This window comes from Vibrio sp. 2017_1457_13, assembly GCF_030851525.1.
In the GTDB taxonomy this organism is placed as follows: Bacteria; Pseudomonadota; Gammaproteobacteria; order Enterobacterales; family Vibrionaceae; genus Vibrio; species Vibrio metschnikovii.
Map to the genome: position 1 here is coordinate 192,951 of NZ_VHTA01000005.1, position 16,414 is coordinate 209,364.

Sequence of the window (16,414 nt, forward strand, 5' to 3'; positions counted from 1 at the left end):
GCTAAGAAGCTGGCTATTAAGTATTAGGTTCGTCTATTACAGGACTTTGATGCTTTCAGCTTGAGGGCCTTTTTGACCTTGTGTGATCACAAACTCAACTTTTTGGCCTTCAGCCAAAGTGCGGAAACCTTCACTTTGGATAGCACTGAAATGAGCAAAAACGTCAGGACCGTTTTCTTGTTTAATGAAGCCGAAACCTTTAGTTTCGTTGAACCATTTAACGGTACCAGTAACAGGAGTAGACATAGTAAAAATCCTAAAAAACATTTTGTATATAGGCCGAATTCGGCACGGATAGCATGGAAAAGTAGCTTGCTATTGCGTACGACACGACGGGAGTTACAAGGAATCCAACGAAACAATGTGTATACAACGAACTTCATTTCTAGCTGTCAGTGAGTCTAGATCAATCTGTATCGTTGTCAATTGGAACTTGCGATGAATTGCAAGAGTTTTAATTATTTTTTGCTCTAGGTGTCATTTCTGTGTAATTGATCATGTACTCAGTTCACTTTTAGCTCCAGTATAGGGGAATCTTTGAGCGTTTATTGCTTGTTAAAGAAAGGCTTGTTATCGCTATAGCGCGAAAATGGCTCTGTGAGCTAACCTCAAGAGTTCAATGATCAACCTTGTCTTTTATTATGCAAAGGCGTACATAATAAAGCGTTAATATGAGGTGTGGGTCGAGGTGAGTAGAACGGCCTCATTTTAGCGGCATATTTCCTCCTTTCACTAAGGTAGGCCACGATGAAAATATTAATCATTGCTGCGGTCTCTTTATTCGTCGCTATTCTCGCCTCCGCCGAGCACTTTCCTTCGTTATTACTTGGTTCTCTTACTGCTATCACGGCCGTCGCCGGGTGTTATGGTTTGGCGTTTAGTCGCGCACGATTTCCCGAACAAGGATTACTGCTGCTTTTTTGCGGTTTACTATTTAAGTTTGCGATCACCATTATTGGTGTCGTTTGGGGGATGGCGATGGGTTGGATGACTTCTCCTGCGATCTTTGCACTCTCGTATTTAATTTTCTCTATCGCGGCGACGTCATTAGGCTTTTATCTTCGCTCCCGTCAACGGGCCGCTCCTTCGCCAATGACTAAATCGTGATGTTAAGCTTACGGATAGCTTGGCTATATGACTTAACCGTATCGAGTAACGTCATCAAATGGTTTTTAAAAAGTGCCATTTATCAATAATTAAATCACGATAACCTAGTACGCTGATTCGATTTGGGTATACACTTTTAATTAATAAAAGCTAACAATAGGTGGTGGTATGTCTTACCCAGTGTTGATCTGCGATGATTCTGCATTAGCCCGAAAACAAATGGCTCGTTCTTTACCCGCTTCGTTGAATGCAGACATCACCTTTGCTGTACATGGTGTTGATGCATTGGAGCAGCTTGATAAGCACTCGTTTAAGTTAATGTTCTTAGATTTAACCATGCCAGAGTTAGATGGTTTTGAAACGCTTGAAGCGATGCGAGCGCGTGGTGATCAGACTCCCGTGGTGGTGGTCTCTGGTGACATCCAACCCAAAGCCAAAGAGCGAGTGATGGCGCTCGGTGCTCGCGCATTTATTCAAAAACCTATTGATAAAACGATCTTAAACGATGTTCTGCGTGAGCTGGTTGAGCCGCCGACGCAGCCGCGTATTGTCACGCCAGTTTCGATTGATCTGCCTATCTTACGGCGTCGTGATGTTTACATGGAAGTGGCTAACGTATCGATTGGTCAAGCGGCCGACGCGTTGGCACGCCATTTTGATGTGTTTGTTGAGTTACCTTTACCTAATATCAATATCTTAGAAGTCAGTGAACTGCATATGGCTTTGCGTGATCTGGCCGATAATGTTCAGGTTTCTGGTGTTTGTCAGGGCTTTAGTGGTGAAGGGATTGCTGGAGAGGCTTTGGTGTTACTCAGTGACTCCAGTGTCGCGGATTTAAAAAAATTAATGAAAGTCCCGGTGGACAGCGAAGAGTTGGAAGAGCTTGAATTATTAATGGACGTTTCGAATATTTTGGTCGGCTCATTTCTTAATGGGCTCGGTCAACAATCGGAAGTACGCTTTTTTCAAAGCTCTCCCGTCTTACTTGGTCAACATATTTCGATAGACTCGGTGATTCAATCAACCGCAGGTTCATTTACCAAAACCATGACCTTTGAGGTCAGCTACAATATTGAAGGCACCTCAATTCGTTGTGATCTGCTGTTTATGTTTGTCGATGAGTCGTTGCCGTTGCTCGATAATAAACTGGCTTATCTAATGGAGGATTTTTAATGCTTTCTCTCCCTGCTGAATTTGAGCAATTCCACTGGATGGTGGACATGGTCCAGAACGTTGATATGGGATTAATCGTCTTAAATCGAGACTACGAAGTACAGGTATGGAATGGGTTTATGACCCATCACAGTGGTAAGCATGGTCATGATGTGATTGGCAAATCTATCTTTGCTATTTTCCCTGAAATCCCGTCAGACTGGTTTAAATTAAAAACCAAGCCCGTTTATGACTTAGGCTGTCGCAGTTTCATCACTTGGCAGCAGCGCCCTTATCTCTTCAAGTGTCGTAATGTCCGGCCCATTACCCAACAAGCGGATTTTATGTACCAAAATATCACTCTTAACCCGATGCGTACGCCGACAGGAAAAATCAATTCTCTTTTTCTGTCTATTCAAGATGCCACCACCGAGGCGTTGGCCTCTTTACAATCTCGACAGTAAGTTAACGCGATGTGTCTCATCTAGTGTTGTAGGAAAATTATCATGCCTTTGCCCAGACTTTTTTATACCCCACAGCAAGTCAAACAAGGTGAACAGTTAGCCGCTAAGGCGCAAGGTTTAGAAATATTTCGGTTGATGGAGCGTGCTGGCCAAGCGGTATTTACCATTGCTTTAGCTCAGTATCCGGCTTCTCATCACTGGTTAGTGTGTTGTGGCAGCGGCAATAATGGTGGCGATGGTTATATTGTTGCACGGCTGGCTCAATCGGTGGGTATTCAAGTCACGGTATGGCAGTTCGGCGATCCTGAATGTTTACGTGATGATGCACGAAAAGCTTATTATCACTGGTTAGATAGTGGCGGAGAAGTTTTTCCTTGTAGCGATACTATTCCAGATCATATCGATGTGATTATTGATGGATTACTAGGCATTGGTATTAAGGGAGCCGTTCGTCCTAAATTGCAAGCGGTGATCGAGACGATTAATGACCATTCAGCCCCTGTCGTTGCGATTGATGTGCCATCGGGGTTATGCGCTTTGACAGGATGTGCGCTTGGTTGTGCTATTTATGCGCAGCATACGGTGAGTTTTGTCGGCTTAAAACAAGGTTTAGTGACAGGGAAAGCGAGGGATTATGTTGGCCATCTGCATTTTGCAGGGTTAGGCATCGAAGAAGCTTTTAATGCGCAAAACTCCCCTACGCTGAAAGCTATCGATGTCAAGTCACCTCAGCGTTACTTACAGCCCAGATCAAGGACCGCTCATAAAGGTTTGCATGGTAAGGCGCTCTTTATTGGTGGTAATAGTGGTATGGGTGGCGCCGCCATTTTAGCCGCGCAGGCATGTGTGCGAACGGGAAGTGGTCTGAACGCAGCCTTGGTTCACCCCGGGAATACCACAGCGATGTTGGTCAGTTGCCCTGAGGTGATGGTCGCCAGTTGGTCGGATGCCAGTTTGCTTGAACAACGTTTAGCATGGTGCAGCGTGGTTGCCATTGGTCCTGGTTTAGGACGAGATGAAAAAGCGCAACAGCTCATCAGAGAAGTTCAAAGCCTCAATAAGCCGAAAATAATGGATGCGGATGCGTTGTTTTTTCTTGCTCAATCCGCCTGTTTCGATCAGCAGCGAATTATCACACCTCACCCTGCAGAGGCCGCAAGAATGCTCGCGACCGATGTTGAAATTATCGAAGCCGATCGTTTTCAGGCCGCACGCGCCTTACAGCAAAAATACGGCGGCGTTGTGGTATTAAAAGGCGCTGGTACCTTAGTCTATGACGGGGAAAGCCTGTATGTCTGCTTGGCGGGTAATCCCGGCATGGCGAGTGGTGGTATGGGGGATGTGTTGACTGGGGTGATAGCTTCCCTACTTGCGCAAGGACTCTCTTTGTTTGATGCGGCTAAAGTAGGGGTTTTGATCCACAGTCAAGCGGCGGATCAAAACGCCCATGAGCATGGCGAAAGAGGGCTCATCGCGAGCGATCTCATTCCCCATTTACGCCGTTTAGTTAATCGTTGATCAACTCATTGCCGGATAGCTTACCTTGGCTAAATACTAGAATATTATTTAACGTGGTTTGCGCGATATTATTTAACGCATCTTCGGTCAAGAAAGCTTGGTGTCCGGTAAAGAGTACATTGTGGCATGATGATAGACGGCGGAACACATCATCAACAATCACATCATTAGACTTGTCTTGGAAGAACAGATCTTTCTCATTGTCATACACATCTAGGCCTAATGAGCCTATACGACCACGTTTCAACGCCTCAATCGCCGCCGCAGAATCAAGCAGCTCTCCACGACTGGTGTTGATGATCATCACTTTGTCTTTCATCTGATTAAATGCTTGCTCATTAAGCAGATGATAATTTTCTTTCGACATGGGGCAGTGCAAAGTGATCACATCACTATTAGCGTATAGCTCAGGCAGCTCGACGTATTTTGCCCCTAATTCAAGCGCGGCTGGATTTTGATAAGGGTCGTAGCAAAGCACCGTCATACCAAGCCCTTTTAAAATCCGCATGGTGGCAACCCCAATTTTCCCCGTACCAATCACCCCAACGGTTTTACCATAAAAGTTAAAGCCGACTAAACCTTCTAAAGAAAAGTTCGCCTCTCTGGTGCGTTGGTAGGCTTTATGAAAACGACGGTTAAGGCACATCATTAAGCCCACGGTATGCTCAGCCACCGCTTCTGGTGAATAGGCAGGGACCCGCACTACCTGTAAACCTAATTGTTTCGCTGCTGCCAAATCAACTTTATCAAAACCGGCGCAGCGCATAGCAATTAAACGAGTGCCACCTTGATAGAGTGTTTGCAGCACTTCTGCATCCAATTCATCATTTACAAAAGCGCAAACAACTTGGCAATCTTTAGCCATTTGTGCGGTCTTTTGGGTTAAACGGAAATCATGAAAATGAAAGGTGAGCTGCTGAGGGTCAATAAATCGGTTGAAAGAGAGTTCATCGTAGTTTTTCGCGCTAAAAAAAGCGACATTGATCATGGTGCTGTCTCCTCAAATAAGATCAGGCGAGTCAAAATAGTACGCACTAATGAGTATCATTGTTCTCGGTATAAACCTAATCGTAATAAAAATAAACCCCATTTTTTCTCTGGGATAGAGTGGTTCAGCCAGTGTTTCAGTCACATTCATCTCAAGAAACCGTTGTCGCAACCGTTTGCAAACGAGGTCTGCCATCACACTTTTACTAAAGATCAGACATAAAACGCCGCAAGTGGGTTTTGTTGCCCAAAGCGTTAAATAAAACACATTTAGAAGAGTTGGTGTTAACTTGTTGATTTAACGTGATTAATGAACTTTGTTTGCGTAGGAGAGGGTGTCGTTAGATAAAGGATATGAAATCTTCGCTAGCGTAGCACAAAAAAAAGTGAAATATCAGACTTGCCGGAAAGAAATCACGCCCTATAATGCTGAAAACCGGAGCGTCTGCCAACGCTCCGGTTTTTTTGTGTCCGAAACATACTCAGGTCTGCCAACTTGGGTATGCCGCACCCTTGCGCTAAGGCACAAACAGTGAATTAACTAAGGAAATAACCATGCGTATCGAACAAGAACTTAAGTTAGGTTTTAAAGATGTCCTGTTTCGCCCGAAACGTTCTACTCTCAAAAGTCGTTCTCAAGTTAACTTAACCCGCGATTTTACCTTCAAGCATAGTGGCCGTCAATGGTCTGGCGTGCCTGTGATTGCCGCCAACATGGACTCGGTAGGCAGTTTCGCGATGGCGAAAGCTCTCGCTGAACATGGGGTCATGACCGCGATTCATAAGCACTACACAGTGCAAGATTGGGCTGACTTTGTGCAAACGGCGAATAGTGAAACCTTAAATAAGGTGATGGTTTCTACCGGCACTTCACCGCAAGATTTTCAGAAAACTCAAGATATTATGGCATTATCGGATGATCTGCTGTTTATCTGTATTGATATTGCTAACGGTTATTCAGAGCATTTGGTCGATTACGTACAGCAAGTGCGTGCTGCCTTCCCTGATAAAGTGATTTCAGCGGGTAACGTAGTGACAGGGGATATGTGTGAAGAGCTGATCCTCGCTGGCGCGGATATTGTTAAAGTTGGTATTGGTCCAGGTTCGGTTTGTACCACACGGGTTAAAACGGGTGTGGGTTACCCTCAGCTCTCAGCGATCATTGAGTGTGCCGATGCTGCCCACGGTTTAGGCGGTCGTATCATCGGTGACGGTGGCTGCGCTTGTCCGGGCGATGTGGCGAAAGCTTTTGGCGGCGGCGCTGATTTTGTCATGCTAGGCGGTATGTTAGCCGGTCATGAAGAAGCGGGCGGTGAGCTGGTGGTGAAAGACGGCGAAACCTTTATGAAGTTCTATGGCATGTCGTCAAAGAGCGCCATGGAGAAGCACTCTGGCGGCGTAGCAGGTTACCGCGCTGCGGAAGGTAAAACCGTATTATTGCCATACCGCGGCAGTGTGCACGGCACCATTCAAGACATCCTCGGCGGCGTGCGCTCAACCTGCACTTATGTCGGCGCAGCGGAGCTTCGCGAGCTCACTAAGCGTACAACTTTTATCCGCGTGTTGGAGCAAGAGAATACGGTGTTTGGTAAAGAGAAGTAAGTTCCCTTTCTAATATACCTTGCCAACTTGAACGTGCAGAAATGTTAGCTACGTTCGTTCACCCCAATTACCTAGTCTGTCTATGTGATTGGGGATGAACGTATCGGAAGATATTAAAGTTTATGACAACAAAGTTTGAAACTCACTTTTGGACAAAAGTTGGTTGGTAGCTTTGTTAAATTAGGGAAAACTTAGCTAAGCAAAAGGCAAGTCCCGCCCCTGTATTTTTAAGTGTATCAATAGCTTGGTACTCAGCATTTTGACAGTCATTGTTCCATTATAGTGGTTTGTGCGATTTTGAGCACAGTGTGTCATTGAGTATGCGGCTATGCTGGTTAAATCGACAAGCGTGTGATCTTGGTTAATTAATGGATACAAGTAAGAGAAGGCTTGTGGCCGTTATAAAATTTGGTGAAGCGAAGAGAATTAATTGTGTTTCCTAGACAACGCTGTCGGTTTCTTTTGGAAGCTTTAACTGACTTTGTAAAGGAACTGCTACACAATGGCATCAATCGAAAACCAGATAATAAGTGCTAATCAAGCTATCTGCTCTAACATAGCAACTTTGAGCGGTCACAGGTCTTTGTTAGCACAAAACATTCTTTCGCAACTAAGAAACCTCATCGAAGGTATTGTGGTATTCACACAAGCAGGAACGTTACAGAGTGATTTTCACTATAACAAAGTTGGTCCAGCCCTCGAATATGCAAAGCGGAATGGAAAACTAAATTTTTTAGCTAAGTTCCATAAACTTACCCAAAAGAGTACCTCTCATTACACCTTTGATGGTGATGCTTCTGAACGTTTGATGCTGAAATATTACGAGTATCTACTCCGAAGTAAAAATCTCCTTAGTGAACAATACAATGTATCTATTCTCGAGAATCTAGAAAGTTTTCCTATTGACCTAGATCCTTCACTTCGAGAGTACCATGAACGTATAGCAGAAAGAATTAATCAACATCCAAGCACTTACAATCATCAGTTACTAGCACCTGAAAGGTACTATATACATAAGACAAAGCCTTTCTTCTGTCACGGGCGCATCTTCTATGAAGTTACATTTTACAGAGCAGTAAATAGAGCAACTAAAGCAGATCGTGTAATAGCATTCACACACATAGACATTTCCGACAACTATGCAGCAATACTGACACTTCAACAGGACAGCATATCAGTTATAGGCTATACAATGCCGATCATAATCATACGGGAGTGGGAAGTCTCTATTCGACCTTGTGAGTTTGATAACTTAGCAAGACTGCTTAATGCACCACTAGGTGTGCGCACAAACTCGCCTGAATATCGTTTTCTCATGAACATGCTTACTCATGAGGCAGTGAACTTATTAGACTTAATTGATATGTCAGATCAATCGTATAACTCTCTTAAAACGGTTGGTACGCAAGGTGCTACATCTTTAAGAGTATTTCCAGTGCTAGATGTAGCGCGAAATATAGTGAGATCTCGCTCCGCAGGATACAACGTAGTTCGCTATTTGATGCTAAGAATGTACAACAAAACGCTAAAGTCACAGCTTGATCGTAACCCATGTAAATATCTATCTGGACTTAGCCTTAAGTATGGTTGTATACCGTTTGATCAAATGCCTTTTTGCACTTCCTTACCGGGCCACAATCCGAGATATTGGGATTTGGTAGAAAGTCTAGATACGACGAATAGAGAACATGAATTGATGGTAAGGCAAGTCAAGAATAATGTTGAACGTAATGGTATTCTCTATACTCCGATAGCCGATCTAGTGCATTATGGCGATACCAGCAGCTTGATTTCCACTTTTAATCGCAAGCTTTATCACACACATACACACCGACAGTTGATATTGGACAAAGGGCATGTATTCATAAGAGGATACGAAACTGACACTGCTGAAATTGTCAGAAAGTTACAAGAAAAGTCTTCATCAGGTGTACAAGGTTACACTCAAGCCGTAGAACGTTGGTTGTTGGAAACAGCTCGCAACATTGACGATCCACTGAAAAAAGATGCTTTAGTTCAGTTATTTAGTAGATCATGTGTAGCTTTAATTTATGGTGCAGCTGGAACAGGTAAGTCGACTATGGTCGACCATATTGCTAGCTACTTTAATGACAAAGAAAAGCTATTTCTCGCACATACTAACCCGGCAATTGACAACTTGAAACGAAAAGTCAGTGCACAAAACTCTACTTTCAAAACTATTAGAAGTCACACTTATAGCCAGGACAATACTGCTTATGATGTTCTTATCATTGATGAGTGCAGCACGGTAAGCAATGCTGATTTACTTACAATATTAGAAAAAACCTCGTTTGAGTTACTTATCCTTGTCGGCGATAGTTACCAGATTGAGTCAATTCAATTTGGTAACTGGTTTTGGGCAATAAATTCTTTTATCCCTGGAGACTCAATATTTGAACTAAAAACACCTTATCGTACAAGTAGCGAATCTTTGTTGGGTTTTTGGAACAAAGTGAGGAATATTGAGGACGATATTGCTGAATGCATGGCTCAGAATGGTTATTCAACCCTGTTAAATAGCGAACTTTTTGATAAAAATGCGTCAGATGAAATAGTACTTTGCCTGAATTATGATGGCCTTTACGGTATAAATAACGTAAATCGTTTCATGCAAAGTAGTAACCAAAACCAAGCATTTTCATGGCGTGAGGCAATTTTTAAAGTTGGGGATCCAATTCTATTCTCTGACACAGATCGATTTCGTCCAGTAATTTACAATAACCTAAAAGGGCGAATAGAAGCTATAGTTCAAGCTCCGGGGTGGATTCAATTTGATGTGTGGTTAGACCGCCCTGTAAGTGAATTTGATGTATATCATATTGAAGATCTAGAATGGATAGCTGATTCTGTAGTGAGGTTTACTGTTTTTGACCTTCCTAGTAGCAGCGATGAGGATGACGACTCACACAACACAACGGTGCCATTCCAAGTAGCCTATGCGGTTTCAATCCATAAAGCACAAGGTTTAGAGTATGAGTCCGTGAAAATTGTCATCACAGATGCGAACGAGGATGATGTTTCTCATAGCATTTTCTATACGGCTGTAACTAGGGCTAGGAAGTACTTAAAAATATTCTGGACACCGGAGACGCAACAAAGCGTGTTAAAAAAACTAGATAGGAACACTAACTCTAGAGACGTACATCTTCTGAAAACTCGGTGTGATCTTCAAACTGTTAATTAGCTTTTTGCTGGGGAAGTTTATTCCTGCGCAGAACATTCTGATGAAGTTAGAAGGAAGTAACGGGGTCAGCTCTTGCCTTTTGACAATCACTATTTTTGTATATCAGAACCAGCTGAGAGTCTAAGTTTGTACTTTGGTTCACAACACGCTTTGGGGCAAAACCAAGCTAGCTTTGTATTAGGTAGAACATAATTCACACTATCAGCATTTAATTTTTGGTCAATCTTGTCAACGGGTGGTGTATTGAGGCAATAATATTTCACGCCGCATTGTCCATTTTTGAGTTATGCCTTGAGCAGCAAGGAAGATAGTATCACTCCCAAATCGATTGTTTAACGTGTCATACACATTCATAAGCTTAGGATTATTCGGGGTCAGGTTGAATAGTTCGGGCTGCTCATGCTGCCCGTCAACTAAGTCAACCAGCCCAACACCAATTTTATAAAACCTCACATCCTCTTGGAATAACTGCTCAGCTAGCCGAGAGGTGGCTTGAGTTATCTGGGTTACATCAGCAGTAGGATACGCAAAACGATAAACCGTTCGGCGTGCCACAGGAAGAGAGTCAAATGGTGAACTGTTAGCGAAACAAAGCATCACTCGACACAGTGACTTTTGTCTACAGGCCAATAACGTTTGGGTATGCTTGACGAGCCGAGACCGCCTGTACGATCTGCGTCAGTACAGACAGGCTGGATAGTCCACGTTTCTTGCAGGTTTCTACCAACGTATGCATTCGATCTCTGAACTTATCACCGCGTCTGAGGTGGTACCAAAGCGAATTGGTGTTGATTACGCTTGATACTCTTTCATTGTTTCAACTAAGTTATCCAATGAAAATCCACGATATTCAATGTCATAACCTTTTAGATTTAACTTTTGCAAAAGGCAGTGAGATTTCTCTATTAATTTGGCCTCACTGTAACGTTTTTGCTGTCTCTTTACTTCGGCAATGAGTATTTTTTTATCTAAGTCATTAATAGCCACTATGTCGATTTCATTGTGACCTTTTGCATCCCAGTATCCACCAATCTTTGCGAACTGCTTTGATTCAACCAATATCGCGACGAACAGGCTCTCTAATTCCAGACCAGAGTACACAGTGAAATCTCGTTCAATATATCTTCGGATGTATTCGTAGTTCTCCATCTCAACAGCACTTTTGTTGGCATGAATGAATCGAAACCAAAAGTTTAGAAATGGATCGGAAATAGAGTAACGAATATCTCGTGAGTTCTCTTTAGAGCTAATCGGGCGCTTTTTGGTAATAACATCAAAAACTTCATCAAGCTTTTCCAGATGAACACCGACACTCATACCTAAGAAGTTTTCAATTCGAGCACGGCTTGTATTGCCTTTTGATATCGCACCAAGAATATCGAAGTAAATTCGATGCTCTGAGCCAAAATCTTCAACGAGTCGATGAGTGCCTTCTTTTATTAGTGGTGAAAACTCGGAGATTACCGCCTCAAATAGGTCATCGTTCTCAGCAGAAAATCGGGTTAACCACTCGAGGTATTTTGGTATTCCGCCAGACAGGCACCACCATCGAAGCATGTTTTCAGCATCAAATTGATCGTGATCTTTCATTACCTCGGCGATATAAGAAGGCTGCAAAGGTTGAATTTTAAAGAATCTATCATCACGATTGAATAGAGGTTCGTCTTTGCCTTTGAAAATTTTTGTCATCATGCTGTAGAGGGAGCCACAACACACTAAGTGCATCATTGAGTCCCTCTTGTTTGCATCCCATAAATTTTGAATATCGGAGAATAGAGCAGGGTTGACTATGTCGATATCTTGAAACTCGTCAATGATGATGGTCAGAGGTTTTTGTTTTGTGTAATCCAACAAGAACTCGATGATATCTCGCAGTGATTGGGGCTGGAAAAACTTAACGCCAAGCTCACTATTGATGATTTCTGCGAATTCTGCCACTAAGGAGTTTTCACTCTTTCGGCTTATGAAAAGGTAAAGGAATTGGGTATTTTCTTGCTGAAAAGCTTCGTTTAAAAGACGGGTTTTACCTACGCGTCTTCTTCCAACCATTACGCTAAGTTGCCCCTTTGTTTTTACTATCTGCTCAGAAACCGTTTGTAGAGCTTTTAATTCTTTCTGACGGTTATAAAATTTTTTCATTGCGTTCCACTTTTTTCACGGACTAGCAATAGAATAGAGCATTAGTCAATTACTGTAAATAAAGTTACCGTAAAATTAGTTACAGTAACTTTATTTACACTAACTCATATGCCATAAAGTGGTCTTCAGGCATGAAAAGTTGTTGGTTTTACTCGCTGTCAATCTAGTATCTTGATTCCGTTAGCGTTGAATTTTAAATATTAGGCTAACAACTTTTAGAGCAGCTGTGCGTTACGCTGATCACCTCTCAGCATGTTTCTGGGCAAAACCTTGCTAGAGCAAAAGGCAAACGACGACAGAACTCACTTGCTGCTGACCAACTACTTAAATAATAAACGTCCGATAATTATCGGACGTTTATGTGTTGGTTTTCCAAGGTAATCAATAGCGTCTTTTAGAATTTATAGTCAGCGATGATACCGAATGTGCGTGGTCCGCCAACTTCGATCAGGTCATTCTTGTGACGTAACACATAATCCTCGTTGGTCGCATTTTTAACATAAGCACGAACGGTTAAGTTATTTATGTTGTAACCAGCATTGACGTTAAGCACCGTGTAGTCACCAGCTGAAGTACTTTCAGTGTTGGCTAAGTTAGTATAATAGTCTGAAACATAGTTAACTCTTGCGCCAAAGAATAAGCCTGAGTCAAAGTTTTGTGTAAAGCCTAAGCCTGCAGAAAGGTCAGGGGCATAGCTAAACTCTTTGCCAGTGAGATCGACGGTTGTTCCGCTAGGCCCTTGGGTGACTTCTGTTTTCAGTAAGCCAACAAAGGCGAAAACATCTAACCCAGAATCAAACCAGTACGTCGTTTCAACTTCAGCACCATAAGTTTTACCTTTAGGGATATTCGCTACGTAATTATCGAATCGGCTACCGCTGTCTCCATAGACGACGGTATGGTAATTACGGTAATCGTTGTAAAAGATATTTGCCGTTAAACCAAGCCGGTTCTCTAGGAAAGTGGAACGTGAACTGAGTTCGTAGGTCCAGACTTTTTCTGGTTTAAATACAAAGAGATTCTCTTGGCCTTCGTTGTAGCCTATACCACCTGCATTGTAGCCTTTACGAGCGGTTAAACCTAAGTTCCAAGTATCAGAGGCCTCGTAAGTTAAGCCAACTTTAGGTAGCAAGATACCGTTGTTTTCTTTTTCTTTGAAGTCGAGAGGCAACCTTGCATGGTCAAAATCACGATCAAGCTTGTCATGCTCGTAGCGAGCACCCAGTAACAGTCCCCATTGAGAGGCAATCTTGATTTTGGAATCAAAGTAAATGGAATGGGTTTGGACTTTATCAAGACGTTTTAGTGAATCTGTTTGTGTGTTTTGATCTTTAAAATAACTGCTGAGCCCGAAAATCGCATTATATTTTTCGTCTAAAGAATTATAAGCCAGTTTAGCTTCTACAGTATAATTCTCCTCGTCCACATCACCCCACCAATCCGTTGAAGGATAGGCTTTAAACTTGGTTGAGTAATCTCGCCTTGCCAGTAGGAAATCGGCTTTAAGTTCTTCATTGATGAGATAACCGACATCAAGATTAACGTTCCAGCTTTTAGTTTCTTGACGACGAGTACCGCTGGCATCGGTGTATTCCAACTTACCACCATCTTTATCGACAAGGTTTGTATATTGGCCTTCTTCATTACGGCTGGCGACCGTGAGTTTCGCGGTGAGTTTATCGGTTCCAAAAGGTTGATATAGCAGTTTACCACGGACGTTATGAGACTTTATTTCTGAAGGATCCCAAGGGTATTGATCATTGTTTGGCAATGAATAATCGATCGGCGTATTGCCCGTTGTCCCTTCAGCGGCAATACGGAAGGCAAGTTTATCTTCGACGATTGGGGCAGAGACAACACCAGCTAAGTGGTATTTGTTGTCCTCATTTTCGTAGCCAACTCGGAACTTACTTTCTGTGTAAAACGTGGGGTCTTGGGTTTTGATGACTACGGCACCACCGATACTGTTACGCCCTTGATTCGTTGATTGAGGGCCTTTGTATACTTCGACCTGCTCTGTATCCCACAGCCCAGCCTTACCGAAAGCCTCACCTGTCCAAGATTCAGATACTCCATCAACAGTGGTATTCACCCGAGGTGTGGCTCCGGTCATGAATGAGATGAATCCATCTCCAGCGCCACCTCGTCCATCAACGCCACGAATGTGTGGCATTCCTGATGGGGCGTTAAGCACGTTAGGGACTCTATCCAGTAAATCGTAGTAAGTTCGGTCTTCGCCATTATCCGCTTCTGCAGTAAAAATAGTCACCGAACTGGTATTCTGCGCCAGCGTGCCGCCCAACTTTTCACCAAGAACAACAATCGTTTCTGAGGCTCGAACATTATTCGCTTCTTGCTGTTCTTGAGCGTAAACGACCGAACTGGCGCTGCCTAGGCAAATCAGGCCAATCATCGTAGAAAGAGTACTCCTTGTATAGCGAGGGGTATTGCCACTGTTTAAGTCCATAAGCTTCATATTAAGAAATCCTTTAAAAATAGGGAAAATGTTTGATGTTGTAACCGTTTTTATGTAAAAGATTATTGCGGATGGTTATGTTAATGATAATTGTTAGTATTTGCAATTATTGATGGTGTGAATTTATTCCGCTGGCTTGTTTTTTTATGAATAAGAGAGTGGTTGATGAATAGGAATAGTCATGTTGTTTGAAGAACCCAATGCACACAGCAACCCAAATCTTCATCAGGTTTGTCGATGGCTTTCTCGCGATGGTTGCAATATTGGCGATAACAGGTGGTGGCAACAAATGGCGTTTGAAGGGATGCCGATAGTGATGAATGCTGAGGATGAATACGCTGATGTGATCTTTATTTGGCGAGAACCGAGAGGTTCAGATATCCGAGAAGTGTACATTGATATTAATGGTGTCACTGACCATCACAGTTTTACTATGGCCAAGCTTTCTCAGATAGAAGGTACGGACGTGTGGTTTTATATCGCTTCTATTAAGCACACTTGGCGCGGTGGTTATTCTTTTATTCCAGTCCCTCATCAACTATGTCAGCCAAGTTATGTTGGCAGTTATCAAGAGAAAAGGGCTCAGCACCGTGAATGGTTAAAAAAACTATTTCCGTTGAGTTGTCGTGATGAGCTTGGCAGAAACCGATTGGATCATTGCCTGTGGGGAGTGAGCAAAACACCGCTGCATATGCCTAATGCTCCGTCGCAAATCTATTGGCAAATTTTTGATCAGAATGGCGGTAACCGTACCATTAAGTCGAGTTTCTCCCTCAACTGGCAGAGTAGGATACTGAATAACAGCCGCAGTGTATGGCTGTATTCCACCACACGCGATACGCAGAAAACATTGCCTGTCGTTTTTATTCTTGATGGCCGTTTTTGGTCTGAATCGCTACCGATATACGACGCATTGTCATGTGCGACTCAGCAAGGCGTATTACCAGAAGCCCTATATGTGTTGATTGATGAAGTGGATAGCCGTCTGCGAAGTGAAGAACTCAGTTGTAATCCGCTGTTTTGGCAAGCACTGATACAAGAACTATTCCCTTTAATTTCGAGTTATTTCACCATTAGTCAAGACCCCGAGCAAACCGTAGTCGTCGGTCAGAGTCTCGGTGGTTTGGCTGCTATGTTCGCTGCATTGAATTGGCCTGAGCGTTTTGGAGCGGTCGTGTGTCAGTCTGGATCATTTTGGTGGCCAGATTTTTCTCTGGTTAAACCGCCTAGTGACTATGTACCACCTGAGTCACCGCATCTTCTTAGTGATATGAGCCGACAGATACATCAAGGGTTGGGGCGTCACTGCTGTTTGAACATTTTTATCGAAGTAGGAAGTGGCGAAGACATCATGGTCGATCTTAGCTTGGACCTATACCACCAACTCGCTGCTCAACGGCACAATCTTCAATACCGAGTCTTTGATGGTGGGCATGAACGTCTATGTTGGCGTGGTGGCATCATCGATGGGCTCTCTTACCTTTTTTCATTACCGCCGAAACGGAGTTAGACATGTCTGAACAATACGTTAATCCTTTTGATAATACTGAAAATCAGTTCACCGTCTTGATTAATCATCATGGTCAATACAGCTTGTGGCCTGAATTTAAGCCTACGCCATCAGGCTGGAAAAGTACTTTTGGTCCATCCAGTAAACAACGCTGCATCGAATATATCGAAGCTAACTGGCATGACATCCGAGTATAAACCGCCCTTCAGTACAGTAAAAAATCACTAAAAAAGACAAGTGATTATCATTTTAAG

General features: G+C 43.0%; 12 protein-coding genes and 2 pseudogenes. 8 read left to right on the plus strand and 6 right to left on the minus strand.

Going from position 1 to position 16,414, the window contains the following annotated elements:
- Positions 1–36 precede the first annotated feature (36 nt).
- A complete protein-coding gene (locus FKN88_RS08485) occupies positions 37–246 on the minus strand; it encodes a cold-shock protein (protein WP_004396923.1) in 210 nt (69 codons plus the stop codon).
- Positions 247–747: 501 nt separating this feature from the next.
- Here FKN88_RS08485 and FKN88_RS08490 point away from each other — a divergent pair.
- The 4 genes from FKN88_RS08490 (at position 748) to FKN88_RS08505 (ending at position 4,241) form a co-directional block, all read left to right on the plus strand.
- Entirely contained in the window at positions 748–1,107 is a 360-nt protein-coding gene (locus FKN88_RS08490) for an NADH:ubiquinone oxidoreductase (RefSeq protein WP_154170879.1), read from the plus strand.
- A gap of 168 nt (positions 1,108–1,275) precedes the next feature.
- Complete coding sequence (locus FKN88_RS08495) at positions 1,276–2,280, plus strand: response regulator (RefSeq protein WP_154170880.1); 1,005 nt, start codon at positions 1,276–1,278, stop codon at positions 2,278–2,280.
- On the plus strand, positions 2,280–2,723 hold the full coding sequence (locus FKN88_RS08500) for a PAS domain-containing protein (RefSeq protein WP_217524024.1): 444 nt from the start codon (positions 2,280–2,282) through the stop codon (positions 2,721–2,723). The genes FKN88_RS08495 and FKN88_RS08500 overlap by 1 nt, the downstream gene beginning before the upstream one ends.
- A gap of 42 nt (positions 2,724–2,765) precedes the next feature.
- A complete protein-coding gene (locus FKN88_RS08505) occupies positions 2,766–4,241 on the plus strand; it encodes an NAD(P)H-hydrate dehydratase (RefSeq protein WP_306687428.1) in 1,476 nt (491 codons plus the stop codon).
- Here FKN88_RS08505 and FKN88_RS08510 read toward each other — a convergent pair.
- On the minus strand, positions 4,231–5,229 hold the full coding sequence (locus FKN88_RS08510) for a 2-hydroxyacid dehydrogenase (RefSeq protein WP_306687427.1): 999 nt from the start codon (positions 5,227–5,229) through the stop codon (positions 4,231–4,233). The genes FKN88_RS08505 and FKN88_RS08510 overlap by 11 nt on opposite strands.
- Before the next feature lie 554 nt (positions 5,230–5,783).
- On the opposite strand from FKN88_RS08510, the gene FKN88_RS08515 reads away from it, so the two are divergent.
- On the plus strand, positions 5,784–6,830 hold the full coding sequence (locus FKN88_RS08515; RefSeq protein WP_154170883.1) for a GMP reductase: 1,047 nt from the start codon (positions 5,784–5,786) through the stop codon (positions 6,828–6,830).
- 502 nt (positions 6,831–7,332) lie between these two features.
- Complete coding sequence (locus FKN88_RS08520; RefSeq protein WP_154170884.1) at positions 7,333–10,035, plus strand: ATP-dependent RecD-like DNA helicase; 2,703 nt, start codon at positions 7,333–7,335, stop codon at positions 10,033–10,035.
- Positions 10,036–10,263: 228 nt separating this feature from the next.
- Here FKN88_RS08520 and FKN88_RS08525 read toward each other — a convergent pair.
- The 4 genes and pseudogenes from FKN88_RS08525 to FKN88_RS08535 form a co-directional block, all read right to left on the minus strand.
- Positions 10,264–10,662: pseudogene (locus tag FKN88_RS08525) on the minus strand (DUF4113 domain-containing protein); the annotation flags it as partial.
- Positions 10,655–10,818 (minus strand): annotated as a pseudogene (locus tag FKN88_RS17510) (IS66 family transposase); the annotation flags it as partial. The pseudogenes FKN88_RS17510 and FKN88_RS08525, both read right to left, overlap by 8 nt.
- A 9-nt stretch (positions 10,819–10,827) precedes the next feature.
- Complete coding sequence (locus FKN88_RS08530; protein ID WP_154170885.1) at positions 10,828–12,174, minus strand: ATP-binding protein; 1,347 nt, start codon at positions 12,172–12,174, stop codon at positions 10,828–10,830.
- Between the two features lie 394 nt (positions 12,175–12,568).
- Complete coding sequence (locus FKN88_RS08535; RefSeq protein ID WP_161426293.1) at positions 12,569–14,650, minus strand: TonB-dependent receptor; 2,082 nt, start codon at positions 14,648–14,650, stop codon at positions 12,569–12,571.
- A 181-nt stretch (positions 14,651–14,831) separates the two neighbouring features.
- Between FKN88_RS08535 and fes the strand changes: the two genes are divergently transcribed.
- Positions 14,832–16,160 carry an enterochelin esterase gene (gene fes, locus FKN88_RS08540; protein WP_154170886.1) on the plus strand — a complete coding sequence of 443 codons (1,329 nt, stop codon included), beginning with the start codon at positions 14,832–14,834 and terminating at the stop codon, positions 16,158–16,160.
- 2 nt (positions 16,161–16,162) lie between these two features.
- Positions 16,163–16,357, plus strand: a complete 195-nt coding sequence (locus FKN88_RS08545; protein WP_040905268.1) for an MbtH family protein — start codon at positions 16,163–16,165, stop codon at positions 16,355–16,357.
- Positions 16,358–16,414 lie beyond the last annotated feature (57 nt).

Coding starts and splice junctions, on each gene's coding strand:
- fes (WP_154170886.1), top strand. CDS start 14,832: ATGTTGTTTGAAGAACCCAATGCACACAGCAACCCAAATCTTCATCAG.
- FKN88_RS08535 (WP_161426293.1), bottom strand. CDS start 14,650: ATGAAGCTTATGGACTTAAACAGTGGCAATACCCCTCGCTATACAAGG.
- FKN88_RS08530 (WP_154170885.1), bottom strand. CDS start 12,174: ATGAAAAAATTTTATAACCGTCAGAAAGAATTAAAAGCTCTACAAACG.
- FKN88_RS08515 (WP_154170883.1), top strand. CDS start 5,784: ATGCGTATCGAACAAGAACTTAAGTTAGGTTTTAAAGATGTCCTGTTT.
- FKN88_RS08545 (WP_040905268.1), top strand. CDS start 16,163: ATGTCTGAACAATACGTTAATCCTTTTGATAATACTGAAAATCAGTTC.
- FKN88_RS08490 (WP_154170879.1), top strand. CDS start 748: ATGAAAATATTAATCATTGCTGCGGTCTCTTTATTCGTCGCTATTCTC.
- FKN88_RS08495 (WP_154170880.1), top strand. CDS start 1,276: ATGTCTTACCCAGTGTTGATCTGCGATGATTCTGCATTAGCCCGAAAA.
- FKN88_RS08520 (WP_154170884.1), top strand. CDS start 7,333: ATGGCATCAATCGAAAACCAGATAATAAGTGCTAATCAAGCTATCTGC.
- FKN88_RS08485 (WP_004396923.1), bottom strand. CDS start 246: ATGTCTACTCCTGTTACTGGTACCGTTAAATGGTTCAACGAAACTAAA.
- FKN88_RS08500 (WP_217524024.1), top strand. CDS start 2,280: ATGCTTTCTCTCCCTGCTGAATTTGAGCAATTCCACTGGATGGTGGAC.
- FKN88_RS08505 (WP_306687428.1), top strand. CDS start 2,766: ATGCCTTTGCCCAGACTTTTTTATACCCCACAGCAAGTCAAACAAGGT.
- FKN88_RS08510 (WP_306687427.1), bottom strand. CDS start 5,229: ATGATCAATGTCGCTTTTTTTAGCGCGAAAAACTACGATGAACTCTCT.